Here is a 12471-nt window from a genome sequence, read left to right as displayed (position 1 = left end):
TCCTGTCATGGCCGAACGACTCGTGCACATCGTCGACGACGCCGAGCTGTCGATGCCGGCCGACGCCGGCGACCTCACGCTCGTCGTCGTCCTCACCGGATTCCTCGACGCCGGCAAGTCCGCCGAGCTCGCCGCGCGCCACCTCGCGGGGCTGACGGAGGGCAAGGTCGTGGCGACCTTCGACGTCGACTCGCTGCACGACTACCGCGCCCGTCGCCCACCGGTGACGTTCATCCGCGACCACTACACCGACTACGAGGCGCCCCGGCTGGTGGTGCGCGCGATGCGCGACACCGGCGGTACGCCGTTCCTGCTGCTCGCCGGCCCGGAGCCCGACATCCGCTGGGAGGGCTTCGCGCGCGCCGTGCGGGAGGTCGTCGAGCGGTTCGGCGTCTCGCGGGTGGTCAGCATGGGCGCCGTGCCGATGGCGGTGCCGCACACCCGCCCGATCGCCATCACGCCCCACGCCAACCGCCCCGACCTCGTGCCGGGCGAGAGCCCGTGGCAGAGCGAGCTGCGGGTCCCGGCCAGCGCGCAGGCGCTGCTGGAGATCCGGCTGGGGGAGTGGGGCGTCGACGCGCTCGGCTTCGTCGCGCACATCCCGCACTACCTCGCCCAGATGGAGTACCCCCAGGCGGCGCTCGTGCTGCTCGAGCACCTCGAGATCGGCGGCCACCTCACCATCGACCTCACCGATCTCCGCGAGGCCGCCGAGATCACCATGACCGAGGTCGACCGCTACCTCGCCAGCCACGACGAGGTCGGCGACGTGGTGCGTGGCCTCGAGCAGCAGTACGACTCCTTCCGCGAGGCCGAGGCGAGCGGGTCGTCCCTGCTGGCCGGCGACGGGCCGCTGCCCACCGGCGAGGAGATCGGCAGCGCGTTCGAGGCGTTCCTGGCCGACCTCGAGGTCGACCCCAAGGACGACTCGGGCTCCCGCGACGACGATCCCGGCTGGGACGGCCGCTGATGGCCGGCAGTGCCCGGGAGCTCACGGCGCTCCTCGACCTCGAGCAGCTCGAGGTGGACCTCTACCGGGGCGCCCAGGCCGACACCGAGCGGCAGCGGGTCTTCGGCGGTCAGGTCGCGGCCCAGGCCGTCGTCGCAGCCACCCGCAGCGTGGACAGCGCCTTCGTGATGCACTCGATGCACTCCTACTTCCTGCACCCCGGCGACACCACGGTCCCGATCGTCTACGACGTCGAGCGCATCCGCGACGGCCGCTCGTTCGTCACCCGGCGCGTCTCGGCGCGCCAGCACGGGCGGGCGATCTACTACATGACGGCCGACTTCCAGGTGCTCGAGCCCGGCCTCGAGCACCAGGACCGGATGCCCGAGGTGCCGGCCCCCGAGCAGGGGATGCCGCTGGCGGAGCTCGCGCGCGGCCTGTCACCCGGGTCCATCGGGCAGTGGGAGCGGGAGTGGGCGGCGCTCGACATCCGCCACGTCGGCATGACGGGGCGCGGGATTCCCGACGATCCTGACCAGCCGGCGCGCGCCCGGCTCTGGATCCGGGTCGACGGCGACCTCGGCGACGACGCCACGACGCAGCAGGCGGCGTTCACCTACGCCAGTGACCTCACGCTCCTCGGCGCGACCCTGGTCCCGCACGGCGTCCACATCGGCTCGCCCCGCCTCCAGCCCGCCTCGCTCGACCACACGATCTGGTTCCACCGCCCCTTCCGCGCCGACGACTGGTGGCTCTACGACCAGTTCTCGCCCTTCGCCGGCGGCGCGCGCGGGCTCGCGCTGGCGCGGGTGTTCTCGCGTACGGGCGAGCTGGTCGCCACGGTCGCCCAGGAGGGCCTGATCCGGATGCGCGACGACCGCCCGTAGCCCGCCCGCGGCCGCCGCGCCGTCGTTGGTTCATCAAGGTATGTCGGTGAACCGGCACTTCCCTCGATCAGTTCACGCCGGGAAGTGCGGGTTGGTCTGCATACCTTGATGAACCGTCAGGCCGGGGAGGTGCGCCCGAGGAGGTGCGGGGAGCCGTCGGTGGGGTTGGTCATCGCGAACGTCCACCCGTCGTCGTGGCGCCGCGCCGCGTAGGCGACGGTGCCCGGCAGGAGCACCGGCTTCTTGAACGCCGCCTCGAGCGTCACGGCGGCCGGCAGCCGGTTCTCGATCGCGGCCACCGAGCGGGCTAGCGTCCACATCCCGTGGGCGATCTGGCGCGGGAAGCCCAGCGCCCGCGCCGTCAGCGGATGGAGGTGGATCGGGTTGGCGTCGCCCGACACCGCGGCGTACGTGCGGCCGAGGCCGGCAGGAAGGCGCCACGCCATGCCCCCGCCGGGCGGGTCCGGGACGTGCAGCCCGGCGGCGGGCTCGCCGTCGACGGACCGCCCGCGGCGCAGGTAGGTGGAGGTGGACTCCCACGCCGTGCCGTCGTCGCCGGAGACCGTGGTGGTGAAGTCCAGCAGCACGCCCCTCGCGTGCGGCCGCGGCTCGCCCGCCGCGGTGGTGACGTCGAGCCGCTCGCCCACCGCGACCTCGCGGTGGGCGGTGATGGCGTTCTCGACGTGGACCAGACCGATCGCGGCGTAGGGGAACGCGGGGTCGGCCATGATCGCCATGTGCAGCGGGAACGCCAGCACGTGCGGATACGTGAGGGGTACGACGTCGCGGCGGGGGAAGCCGCACACGTCGGCGTACGCGTCGACGCGGGTCCGCTCGACGACCACGCCACCGCGGCAGCGTGCCAGGCCGCTGAAGTCGCCGACGTCGCCCTTGCGGATGCCGGGCAGCCGGTTGACGAGCGGCACCGCCGGGAGCGCGGCCCGCACCAGCGCGGTCAGGCGGGCGGGCTCGCCGGACATCAGGCCCCCAGCATCATCTGGCCGCACACCCGCACGACGTTGCCGTTGACGGCCGCCGACCCGGGACTCGCGAGCCACGCGACCGTCTCGGCGACGTCGATCGGCAGGCCGCCCTGCGACATGGCGTTGAGGCGCTGGCCGACCTCCCGGGTCAGGAACGGCACGGCCTCGGTCATCCGGGTGACGATGAAGCCGGGAGCGACGGCGTTGACGGTGGTGCCGTCGTCGAGCTCGTCGCGCAGGCTGTCGACGAGGCCGATGACGCCGGCCTTCGACGTGGCGTAGTTGGTCTGGCCGACGTTGCCGGCGATGCCCGAGGTCGAGGCGACGCCGACGATCCGGCCGCCGGCGTGCAGGACCCCCGAGTCGAGCAGCTCGCGGGTGATCCGCTCGGGCGCGGTGAGGTTGACGGCGATGACGCTGCTCCAGCGGTCGGCGTCCATGTTGGCGAGCCTCCGGTCGCGGGTGATGCCCGCGTTGTGCACCACCACGTCGACGCCGCCGTGGTGCTCGCGCAGGTGGTGGGCGATGCGCTGCGGGGCGTCCTTGACGGTGATGTCGAGCACGAGGTGGTCGCCGTCGAGCTCGGCCATGAGGGTCTGCAGCTCGCTGGCCGCCTGCGGCACGTCGACCCCGACGACCCGCGCGCCGTCGCGGTGCAGCACGCGGGCGATCTCCTCACCGATGCCGCGGCTGGCCCCGGTCACGAGCGCGACCTTGCCGGCCAGGGGGCGGTGCGGGTCGGTGGCCGGCACCGTGGTCGCGGCGCCGTGGCTGCCGATGCGCACCACCTGGCCGGAGACGTAGGCCGACTTGGGGGAGAGGAGGAACGCCAGGGTCGAGGCGATCGCGCCGTCGACGGCCGGGGCGACGTAGACGAGCTGGACGGTGCCGCCGCGGCCGATCTCCTTGCCGAGCGAGCGGGTGAACCCCTCGAGTGCGCGCTGGGCGATGCGCTCGGAGCCGGTGCGCTGCTCGGGCGGCGTGCCGAGGACCACGACCCGCGGGCACGACTCCAGGCGCCGCATGAGCGGGGTGAAGAACTGCTGCAGCGCGACCAGGCCGGTGGTGTCGGTGATGCCGGTGGCGTCGAAGACGAGCGCCTTGGCGCGTACGCCCTCCTCGAGGGTCGTGGCCGACGCGATGCCGAGCCCGTCGAGCATGGTGGGGAGGGCCTCGGCGAGCCGGCCGGCGCCGCCGAGCACGACGATCCCGTCGACCAGGGGCGCGCCCTCGGACCAGCGGTCGAGCCGGGTCGGCTCGGGCAGGCCGAGGACCTTGACGAGCTGCTTGCCGATCGGGGAGGACACGAAGCCCTGGTAGCGGTCGCTCATGGTCGGTGCTTCCCTCTTCCGGGTGGGGGACGGGACGGGTGCGGCTGGGACACGGGTGGTGACGTGGCCCTCACGCCGTTGGCGGCGGCCGGCTCTGCGGCAAGGATAGGAACATGCAGCCCACCACCCGCCCCGTCGCCGTCGTCGGCGGCAACCGCATCCCGTTCGCGCGCTCCAACACCGTCTACGCCGGGGTCTCCAACCAGGAGATGCTCACCGCGGCGATCGACGGCCTGGTCGACCGGTTCGACCTGCGGGGCGAGCGGCTCGGCGAGGTCGTCGCCGGAGCCGTGCTGAAGCACTCGCGCGACTTCAACCTCACCCGCGAGTGCGTGCTCGGCTCGCGCCTCGCGCCCGAGACCCCGGCCATCGACATCCAGCAGGCCTGCGGCACCGGTCTGCAGGCGGCGATCCAGGTCGCCAACAAGATCGCCCTCGGCGTCGTCGACGCCGGCGTCGCGGGCGGCACCGACACCACCTCCGACGCCCCGGTCGCGATCAGCGACAAGCTCCGTCGCAAGCTGATGCGGGTCAGCGCCGCCAAGGACACCCCCGGCCGGCTCAAGGCCCTCGCCTCGATCCGTCCCGGTGACATCGGCCTCGACATCCCGCAGAACGGCGAGCCCCGCACCGGGCTCTCCATGGGCGAGCACGCGGCGCTGACCGCGCTGGAGTGGCGCATCACCCGCGAGGCACAGGACGAGCTCGCCGCGCGTTCGCACCACAACCTCGCCCGCTCGTACGACGAGGGCTTCCACGACGACCTCGTGACGCCGTTCCGTGGGGTGGAGCGCGACAACAACCTGCGCCCCGACACGTCGGTGGAGAAGCTCGCGGCCCTCAAGCCGGTCTTCGGCAAGGGCGCGGCGGCCACGATGACCGCGGGCAACAGCACCCCGCTGTCCGACGGTGCCTCCGCGGTGCTGCTCTCCAGCGACGAGTGGGCGCAGGAGCGTGGCCTCCCGGTGCTCGCGCACCTCGTCGACGCCGAGACCGCGGCCGTCGACTACGTCAACGGCCACGAGGGCCTGCTGATGGCGCCGGCGTACGCCGTGCCGCGGATGCTCGCGCGCAACGGGCTCACGCTGCAGGACTTCGACTACTACGAGATCCACGAGGCGTTCGCCTCGCAGGTGCTGGCGACGCTCGCGGCCTGGGAGGACCCGGTGTTCTGCACCGAGCGCCTCGGCCTCGACGCCCCGCTCGGCGCCATCGACCGCCACCGGCTCAACGTCAACGGCTCGTCGCTCGCCGCGGCCCACCCCTTCGCCGCCACCGGGGGCCGGATCCTGCCGGTGGCAGCCAAGCTGCTCGCCCAGAAGGGCTCGGGCCGGGCGCTGATCTCGATCTGCGCCGCCGGCGGCCAGGGCGTCGTCGCCATCCTGGAGCGCTGAGCCTCCCGGGACCCCGGACAGGATCAGGTGCGGGTGAGGCGGAACCACTCCCCGCGACGCCCGCCGGGCGCGCGGGCGGGAGCTGCGGCGTCGGTCGAGCCGATGCCCGACACGGCCGTCACGTCCCAGCCGCGGTAGGCGCGCTCGATGTCGTGGCGCACGGCGTTGCGCGCCCGGATGGGCCACGCCCGCGGGCCGCCCGTACGCATCAGGATGGTGGCGTCGGGCTCGGCGAGCTCGGTGACACCGCCGGCCATGAGGGTGCGCCCGGCGTCGTCGAGGCTCTGGAAGCAGCCGACGTCGAGGAACAGGTCGAACCGGTTGCCGACGCCGGAGTGCACCAGGTGGCGCACGTCGCCGATGACGAACCGGGCGTCGTCGAGGCCGTTGCGGCGCACGGCGACGTCGACGGCCTGGCGGACGAAGTCGACCCCCATCGCGTCCCAGCCGCGCTCGACGAGGAGCTTGGTGTTGGCGCCGCGGCCGCAGCCGAGGTCGATCGCGCGACGGAGCCGGTCGGGGCGCAGTGCCTCCTCGTGGTCGAGGAGGTGCAGGAGGGTGGGCTGGTCCTCGCGGCTCGCCTTCTCCCAGGGGGTGATCCCGGCGCGATATGCGGTGGCGTAGCCGATGCCCATATGAAGTTCCTGACCTGCGTGAGCGGAGAGTACCGCTGCCCTGGGAGCGTACTCCTCTTCCCGCTCGGGACCGCCTCGGCTGCTAGGGTCGCTCCCGATCGACATCCTTTAACGAGCCGTCCCGTGAGGCGGAGAAGGAGGTCCGGCGCGCAGATGCCTGCCACCGACGACACCGCGACCGACGACGCCGTGCCCGACGCGACCGCACCGACCGGACGCGCGGACCGCACCGAGCGCACCGTCCTGGACTCCCGCGACATCTCCCGGGCGCTGACCCGGATCTCGCACGAGCTGCTCGAGCGCAACAAGGGCGCCACCGACCTGGTGCTGCTCGGCCTGCACACCCGCGGCGTCCCCCTCGCGCGGCGCATCGCCGAGAAGATCACGGCCGTCGAGGGCGCCCCGGTCGCGGTCGGCGAGCTCGACGTGACGATGTACCGCGACGACCTGCGCTCACAGCCCACGCGGCGCGCGCACAAGACGGCGCTGCCCCCCGGTGGCATCGACGGCAAGGTCGTCGTCCTGGTCGACGACGTGCTGTTCTCCGGGCGCACCATCCGCGCGGCGCTCGACGCGCTGGCCGACCTCGGGCGACCCGGCGCCGTACGCCTCGCCGTGCTGGTCGACCGCGGCCACCGCGAGCTGCCGATCCGCGCCGACCACGTCGGCAAGAACCTGCCCAGCGCCCTCGCCGAGCGCGTCAGCGTGCGGCTGGCCGAGGTCGACGGCGCCGACGAGGTGACGATCTCGTGAAGCACCTGCTCTCCATCGACGACCTGACGACCGACGAGATCCTCGAGCTGTTCGAGACGGCCGCCGACATGCACGACGTGCAGAGCCGCGACGTCAAGAAGCTGCCTGCCCTGCGCGGTCGCACGGTCGTCAACATGTTCTTCGAGGACTCCACCCGCACCCGGTCGTCGTTCGAGATCGCCGGCAAGTGGCTCTCCGCCGACGTCATCAACGTCAGCGCCAAGGGCTCCAGCACGTCCAAGGGCGAGAGCCTGCGCGACACCGTGCTCACCGTCTGCGCGATGGGCGTGGACGGCCTGGTGATCCGCCACCCCGCCAGCGGCGCGGCGCTCCAGGTCAGCCAGTGGGTCGACGCGGCCGTCGTCAACGCCGGCGACGGCATGCACGAGCACCCCACCCAGGCGCTGCTGGACGCCTACACGCTGCGGCGCCACCTCGGCTCGCTCGAGGGCCGGCACGTCGCGATCATCGGCGACCTGACCCACAGCCGCGTCTTCCGCTCCAACGTCCAGTGCCTGACCAGGCTCGGGGCGCGGGTCACCGTCGTGGCGCCGCCCACGCTGATGCCGAGCGGGATCGCCGCCTGGTCGGCCGCGGCGGGCTTCGAGACGTCGTACGACATCGACGCGGTGCTGCCCGACGCCGACGCCGTGATGATGCTGCGCGTCCAGCGCGAGCGGATGTCGGGGGCGTTCTTCCCGAGCCCGCGCGAGTACACCGTGGGCTACGGGCTCACCCGCGACCGGCTCGCGCTGCTCAAGCCCGACGTGCCGATCTGCCACCCGGGCCCGATGAACCGCGGTCTGGAGATCGCCGCCGACGCCGCCGACGCGGCCCAGTCGGTGGTGCTGGAGCAGGTCTCCAGCGGGCTCGCGATCCGGATGGCCGTGCTCTACCACCTGCTGGCCGGGGAGACTCGGGAAGGGAACGCCTGATGTCGCTGGTGATCAAGGGGGCCTCGCTGCTCGGCGAGGGCGCCGCGGACCTGTACGTCGACGACGCGGGGCGGCTGGTCGACGAGGCGCCGTCCGGCGCCGAGACCATCGACGCCGACGGCCTGGTCGCGCTGCCCGGGCTCGTCGACCTGCACACGCACCTGCGTGAGCCCGGCCGCGAGGACGCCGAGACGATCCTGACCGGCTCCCGCGCTGCTGCCCTCGGCGGCTACACCGCCGTGCTCGCGATGGCCAACACCTCGCCGGTGACCGACACCGCGGAGGCGGCCACCCGGGTGTGGGAGCTGGGCCGCGAGGCCGGGCTCGTGCACGTGCAGCCCGTCGGGGCGGTGACCCGCGGGCTGGCCGGCGAGGAGCTGGCCGAGCTCGGGCTGATGCACCGGTCCCGGGCCGCCGTCACCGTGTTCTCCGACGACGGCAAGTGTGTCCACGACGCGCGCGTGATGCGTCGTGCGCTGGAGTACGTCAAGGCGTTCGGCGGCGTGGTGTCCCAGCACTCGCAGGACCCGAGCCTCGCCGGGCCGGCCGCCTGCTGCCACGAGGGCGAGCTCTCCGGTCGCCTCGGCCTGCCCGGCTGGCCAGGGATCGCCGAGGAGGTCATCGTCGCCCGCGACGTGATGCTCGCCCGGCACACCGGCTCGCGCGTGCACGTCGCGCACGTCTCGACCGCCGGCTCCGTCGAGGTGCTCCGGTGGGCCAAGGCCCAGGGCATCGACGTCACCGCCGAGGTGACTCCCCACCACCTCCTGCTGACCACCGACCTGCTCACCGGCTACGACCCGACGTTCAAGGTCAACCCGCCCCTGCGCCCGCAGGAGGACGTCGACGCCCTTCGCGAGGCGCTGGCCGACGGCACGATCGATGCGGTCGCCACCGACCACGCGCCGCACGCCCGCCACGACAAGGAGCACGCCTTCGTCGACGCAGCCTTCGGCATGCTCGGCATCGAGACCGCCCTCGCGGTCGTGCGCACCGCGCTGCCGGAGCTGTCGTGGAGCGACGTCGCGCGGGTCATGTCGGCGACACCGGCGCGGATCGCCGGGCTCGCCGACCAGGGCCGTCCGCTCGCCGCGGGATCGCCGGCGCACGTCGTGCTCGTCGACCCCGACGCGCAGGTCGTCGTGGACCGCGACGGCTCGGCCTCGCTGTCGCGCAACAACCCGTGGCACGGCCGCAGCCTCACCTCACGGGTCGTGCACACGGTCTACGGCGGCCGCGTCACCGTGCGCGACGGCGCCCTGGCCTGAGGCCGGAGCCGCGCCCTCAGCCGGCCCGGCCGGTGGCCGGGTCGCGGTCGGTCAGGCAGTAGACCTGCCCGCCCGGTGCGGTGAGCACGGTCCAGTGGTCGTGCACGGCCTCGAGCCGGGCGCCGAGCCGTACGTGCTCCGCGACGTCGGACGCGCGATCCGCGGTCGCGAGGTCGGGGTGGGCGCGCACCGTCCCGTCGGGCTCGTCGAGGCGCTGCAGCAGCAGGCGGAGCATGCCGTACTCGACGAGTCGGACGAACCCGGGGGACGAGCCCTCCTGCGGCCCGCGCCCGGTGAGGTCCGCCCAGAAGGCGACCTCGGCGTCCCACTGGCGGGCGGGCACGTCGAGGCAGACCTGGTCGAGGATCGTGGAGCCGTCGCGCACCAGGCTCGGCTCGCCGTCCACCAGCGTGTGGCAGAACAGCAGGCCGCCGGGGGAGCGCATGACCTCGACGTCGTCGTACGTCCAGGCCGGGGTCGCGCCCAGAGAGCTCGCGCGGGCCACGGCCGCCGCCCGGTCGGAGGAGTCGAGGTCGAGGTGCACGCCCGCCGGGCCGTCGACGGCCTGCACCTTGACGTACGCCGCACCCGAGGCGGGCAGCAGGGTGAGGAACTGGTCGTCCTCCCCGCGCCGCTCGGACGGCGTCCACCCGGTCACGGCGGACCAGAACGCCACCGCCTCGTCGAACGCGCTCACGGGCGTGTCGAGGAATGCCTGGATCCACGCGGTCATGTCGCCCATCCTGCCATCGGAGGCGGGTAGCGTCGGCGCCATGAGCACCCCGACGACCCAGCACGAGGCCGCGTGGCCAGCCGTCACCACACCCGAGCAGCTCGAGGCGCTGGTGGGACGGCCGGGGGAGCGCGCGCTCATCAAGGAGCGTTCCCGGCTCTCCGACATCGACCGCGCCTGGCTCGCGGCGTCGCCGTTCTGCGTGCTGGCCACCTCCGACGCCGACGGACGCTGCGACGCCAGCCCGAAGGGCGACCCGGCGGGCACGCTGGTGCACGTGGTCGACGACGCGACCATCGCGATCGCCGAGCGGCCGGGCAACCGACGCGTCGACGGCTACCGCAACGTGCTGGCCAACCCCCACGTCGGCCTGGTGTTCGTGGTGCCCGGGCGTGGCGACACGCTGCGGATCAACGGGCGCGCGCGCCTGGTGTCCGACGCGCCGTTCTTCGACGCCCTCGCGGTGCGGGGTCGCCGGCCGGTGCTGGCGATGGTCGTGGAGATCGAGACGATCTTCTTCCACTGCTCGAAGGCGTTCCGCCGAGCGCAGCTGTGGGAGCCCGGCACGTGGGATCCCGAGCAGGTGCCGCCGCGCGCCGTCATCGCCCACGAGCTCGAGCCGATCGCCGGTCAGGGGCTCGCCGAGCTGGAGGACTACTACCGCCCGGACAACTACGACAAGAGGCTCTACTGATGAGCGACTTCCCGCCCGTCGTCCCGCACCTGCTCCACACCGTCCTCGACGCGGTCGACGTCCGCCGGGAGGCGGAGTTCTGGCGGGGCCTGCTCGGCCTCGTCTACCGCGCAGGCGACGAGCCTCCCGACGACGGGTCTGCCGACGACACGGACTGGGTGGTCCTCACCCATCCCGACGGGCACCGCGCCCTGGCGATCCGGCAGGTCGACGCGCTCCCGCCGAGCCGCTGGCCCGAGCCGGGACACCCGACGGTGTCGCACCTCGACACGACCGTGCCGTCGGTGTCGGCGCTGGACGCCGTGCACGACCTGGTGCTCGAGCTCGGGGGCGAGCCGCGGCTGGACCGCACCGACGACGAGGAGGAGCCGCTGCGGGCGTACGCCAGCCCCGCGGGGCACGTCTTCTGCGTGTTGGTGTCCTGACGCAGGCTCGCTCCTCCCACGACGGGACGTCATGAGGACGTCCGGTCGGGACCGGGGATTCTCATGACGTCCGGATGCCCACGGTGGCGCAGCCGGTCAGGCCAGGCCGAGTGCCCGCGCCTCCTCCCAGAGGTCGTCGCGCACGCTCGGGTGGGCGGCGTGCTCGATGAGGTTGCGGGCCTGCTCGCGCTCGGTGCGCCCCCACATCCATGCCACGCCCTGCTCGGTGACCACCGCGCCGTGCTGGAGCGAGGTCACCGGCTCGTCGACGAGCGGCACGATCGTCGACACGTCCGCGCGCGGGTGCCAGCTGCGCAGCGCCATGAACGCCCGCCCGCCCGGCGAGTGGCTGGCCCCCACCGTGAAGTCGGTCTGGCCGCCGAACCCGCTGTGGATCCGCGCCCCGATCCGCGAGGCGTTGGCCTGGTCGAACAGGTCGACCTGGAGCGCCGTGTTGATCGACGTCATCGCCGGCTGCTGGGCGATGGCGGCGGGGGAGTTGGTCGTCTCGGTGCGCAGCATCCACACCCGCGGGTTGTCGTCGACCCACTCGTACAGCTCGCTGCTGCCGAACACGAAGGACGTGCGCACCGGGGTGCCGGGGTCGAGCGCACCCGCCCGCTCCAGCACCAGGACGCCGTCGCTGAACATCTCGGTCCAGACCTTGAGCCCGCGCCGCTCGAGCACCCCGGCGATCGTGGCATCGGGCACCTCGCCGATGCCGGCCTGCAGGGTCGCGCCGTCGCCGATCTCGGCGGCCACCAGCGAGCCGATGAGGCGGGCGTCGTCGCCGGGCGGGCGGGCCACGTGGGTCGTCATCGCGACGTCCACCTCGACGCCGACGTCGAGGTCGTCCACGGGCACCACGGCGTCGCCGAACGTCCACGGCATCCGCGGGTTGAGCTGGGCAACGACCAGGGCGCCGCGCTCGCGGGCCGCCTCGATCGCCGCCGGGAGCACGTTGACCTCCAGGCCCAGCGAGACCTGGCCGTCGCGTGGCGTGGTCGTGTGCACCACCACCACGTCGGGAGCCAGCGGGCCGTGGAAGAGCCGCGGGACCATCGAGAGCCGGCAGGGCACGTAGGCCAGCCGCGGGTGCCGGCGGAACCCCGGCCCGACGAACGTCGTCTCGGGGACCACGCCGTCGTGGATCGGCAGGCCGGGCTGGGCGTTGAGGGCGTGGAGGCGGGCCTGCGGCAGCTCCGCCAGCAGGGGACCCAGGAGGGCCACCGGGGTGGCGTAGTTGCCACTGGTCACCACCCGCGGACTCTCGAGTGAGGCGCAGTGCTCCCGCACCTCGCGGACGGCCTGATCGATCTCGACGACGCGCATGGCCACAGCGTGGCAGCCGCGCGCCGACAACCGCTGGGCCGACAGGCCCGAGCGGACTAGGCTGTTGGTCACCATGTGGGTCCAGGACTGACCCGACTCGCGTCCGCGGCGGCGCCCCCGAGCTGACCCTGTCGCCCTGGGCATCGCGGTCC

13 protein-coding genes are annotated in these 12471 nt (G+C 73.5%); 8 read left to right on the top strand and 5 right to left on the bottom strand.

The features are described 5' to 3' along the window. Window positions 1-7 precede the first annotated feature (7 nt). Both AC4H2S_RS10640 and AC4H2S_RS10635 read left to right on the top strand, forming a co-directional pair. Complete coding sequence (locus tag AC4H2S_RS10640; protein WP_491496948.1) at window positions 8-970, top strand: PAC2 family protein; 963 nt, start codon at window positions 8-10, stop codon at window positions 968-970. Continuing rightward, window positions 970-1836, top strand: a complete 867-nt coding sequence (locus AC4H2S_RS10635; protein ID WP_491496947.1) for an acyl-CoA thioesterase — start codon at window positions 970-972, stop codon at window positions 1834-1836. Before AC4H2S_RS10640 ends, AC4H2S_RS10635 begins: the two co-directional genes overlap by 1 nt. Before the next feature lie 116 nt (window positions 1837-1952). Here the strand turns inward: AC4H2S_RS10635 and AC4H2S_RS10630 are convergent, their stop codons facing one another. Then, the gene (locus AC4H2S_RS10630) at window positions 1953-2816 is read right to left on the bottom strand and encodes a MaoC/PaaZ C-terminal domain-containing protein (protein WP_491496946.1); all 864 of its coding nucleotides are present in this window, start codon (window positions 2814-2816) and stop codon (window positions 1953-1955) included. After that, window positions 2816-4150 (bottom strand): 3-oxoacyl-ACP reductase, encoded by a 1335-nt coding sequence (locus AC4H2S_RS10625; RefSeq protein WP_491496945.1) that lies wholly within the window; start codon window positions 4148-4150, stop codon window positions 2816-2818. The genes AC4H2S_RS10630 and AC4H2S_RS10625 overlap by 1 nt, the downstream gene beginning before the upstream one ends. A 113-nt stretch (window positions 4151-4263) precedes the next feature. Here AC4H2S_RS10625 and AC4H2S_RS10620 point away from each other — a divergent pair, with 113 nt between their 5' ends. Then, window positions 4264-5544: an acetyl-CoA C-acetyltransferase gene (locus AC4H2S_RS10620; RefSeq protein ID WP_491496944.1), complete on the top strand. Its 1281-nt coding sequence runs from the start codon at window positions 4264-4266 to the stop codon at window positions 5542-5544. 23 nt (window positions 5545-5567) lie between these two features. Here AC4H2S_RS10620 and AC4H2S_RS10615 read toward each other — a convergent pair whose 3' ends face one another. Beyond that, window positions 5568-6179, bottom strand: a complete 612-nt coding sequence (locus AC4H2S_RS10615) for a class I SAM-dependent methyltransferase (protein WP_491496943.1) — start codon at window positions 6177-6179, stop codon at window positions 5568-5570. Window positions 6180-6332: 153 nt separating this feature from the next. Between AC4H2S_RS10615 and pyrR the strand changes: the two genes are divergently transcribed. The 3 genes from pyrR to AC4H2S_RS10600 are packed head-to-tail and all read left to right on the top strand — an operon-like array spanning window position 6333 to window position 9135. Next, a complete protein-coding gene (gene pyrR, locus AC4H2S_RS10610) occupies window positions 6333-6932 on the top strand; it encodes a bifunctional pyr operon transcriptional regulator/uracil phosphoribosyltransferase PyrR (protein WP_491496942.1) in 600 nt (199 codons plus the stop codon). After that, complete coding sequence (locus tag AC4H2S_RS10605; protein WP_491496941.1) at window positions 6929-7867, top strand: aspartate carbamoyltransferase catalytic subunit; 939 nt, start codon at window positions 6929-6931, stop codon at window positions 7865-7867. The genes pyrR and AC4H2S_RS10605 overlap by 4 nt, the downstream gene beginning before the upstream one ends. Further along, window positions 7867-9135 carry a dihydroorotase gene (locus AC4H2S_RS10600; protein WP_491496940.1) on the top strand — a complete coding sequence of 423 codons (1269 nt, stop codon included), beginning with the start codon at window positions 7867-7869 and terminating at the stop codon, window positions 9133-9135. The genes AC4H2S_RS10605 and AC4H2S_RS10600 overlap by 1 nt, the downstream gene beginning before the upstream one ends. A gap of 16 nt (window positions 9136-9151) precedes the next feature. Here the strand turns inward: AC4H2S_RS10600 and AC4H2S_RS10595 are convergent, their stop codons facing one another. After that, on the bottom strand, window positions 9152-9868 hold the full coding sequence (locus AC4H2S_RS10595; protein WP_491496939.1) for a VOC family protein: 717 nt from the start codon (window positions 9866-9868) through the stop codon (window positions 9152-9154). A 40-nt stretch (window positions 9869-9908) separates the two neighbouring features. Here AC4H2S_RS10595 and AC4H2S_RS10590 point away from each other — a divergent pair, with 40 nt between their 5' ends. Further along, window positions 9909-10562: a pyridoxamine 5'-phosphate oxidase family protein gene (locus tag AC4H2S_RS10590; RefSeq protein ID WP_491496938.1), complete on the top strand. Its 654-nt coding sequence runs from the start codon at window positions 9909-9911 to the stop codon at window positions 10560-10562. Next, on the top strand, window positions 10562-10987 hold the full coding sequence (locus AC4H2S_RS10585; RefSeq protein WP_491496937.1) for a VOC family protein: 426 nt from the start codon (window positions 10562-10564) through the stop codon (window positions 10985-10987). Before AC4H2S_RS10590 ends, AC4H2S_RS10585 begins: the two co-directional genes overlap by 1 nt. A gap of 96 nt (window positions 10988-11083) precedes the next feature. Here AC4H2S_RS10585 and AC4H2S_RS10580 read toward each other — a convergent pair whose 3' ends face one another. Next, the gene (locus tag AC4H2S_RS10580; RefSeq protein WP_491497077.1) at window positions 11084-12247 is read right to left on the bottom strand and encodes an acetyl-CoA hydrolase/transferase family protein; all 1164 of its coding nucleotides are present in this window, start codon (window positions 12245-12247) and stop codon (window positions 11084-11086) included. Window positions 12248-12471: the final 224 nt, after the last annotated feature.

The sequence above is a fragment of the Nocardioides sp. Z13_37 genome (assembly GCF_058355585.1).
Note: the sequence above shows the minus strand (reverse complement) of the source record. Positions and strands in the feature narration are given on the sequence as shown.

Coding starts and splice junctions, on each gene's coding strand:
- AC4H2S_RS10640 (WP_491496948.1), top strand. CDS start 8: ATGGCCGAACGACTCGTGCACATCGTCGACGACGCCGAGCTGTCGATG.
- AC4H2S_RS10635 (WP_491496947.1), top strand. CDS start 970: ATGGCCGGCAGTGCCCGGGAGCTCACGGCGCTCCTCGACCTCGAGCAG.
- AC4H2S_RS10630 (WP_491496946.1), bottom strand. CDS start 2,816: ATGTCCGGCGAGCCCGCCCGCCTGACCGCGCTGGTGCGGGCCGCGCTC.
- AC4H2S_RS10625 (WP_491496945.1), bottom strand. CDS start 4,150: ATGAGCGACCGCTACCAGGGCTTCGTGTCCTCCCCGATCGGCAAGCAG.
- AC4H2S_RS10620 (WP_491496944.1), top strand. CDS start 4,264: ATGCAGCCCACCACCCGCCCCGTCGCCGTCGTCGGCGGCAACCGCATC.
- AC4H2S_RS10615 (WP_491496943.1), bottom strand. CDS start 6,179: ATGGGCATCGGCTACGCCACCGCATATCGCGCCGGGATCACCCCCTGG.
- pyrR (WP_491496942.1), top strand. CDS start 6,333: ATGCCTGCCACCGACGACACCGCGACCGACGACGCCGTGCCCGACGCG.
- AC4H2S_RS10600 (WP_491496940.1), top strand. CDS start 7,867: ATGTCGCTGGTGATCAAGGGGGCCTCGCTGCTCGGCGAGGGCGCCGCG.
- AC4H2S_RS10595 (WP_491496939.1), bottom strand. CDS start 9,868: ATGACCGCGTGGATCCAGGCATTCCTCGACACGCCCGTGAGCGCGTTC.
- AC4H2S_RS10590 (WP_491496938.1), top strand. CDS start 9,909: ATGAGCACCCCGACGACCCAGCACGAGGCCGCGTGGCCAGCCGTCACC.
- AC4H2S_RS10585 (WP_491496937.1), top strand. CDS start 10,562: ATGAGCGACTTCCCGCCCGTCGTCCCGCACCTGCTCCACACCGTCCTC.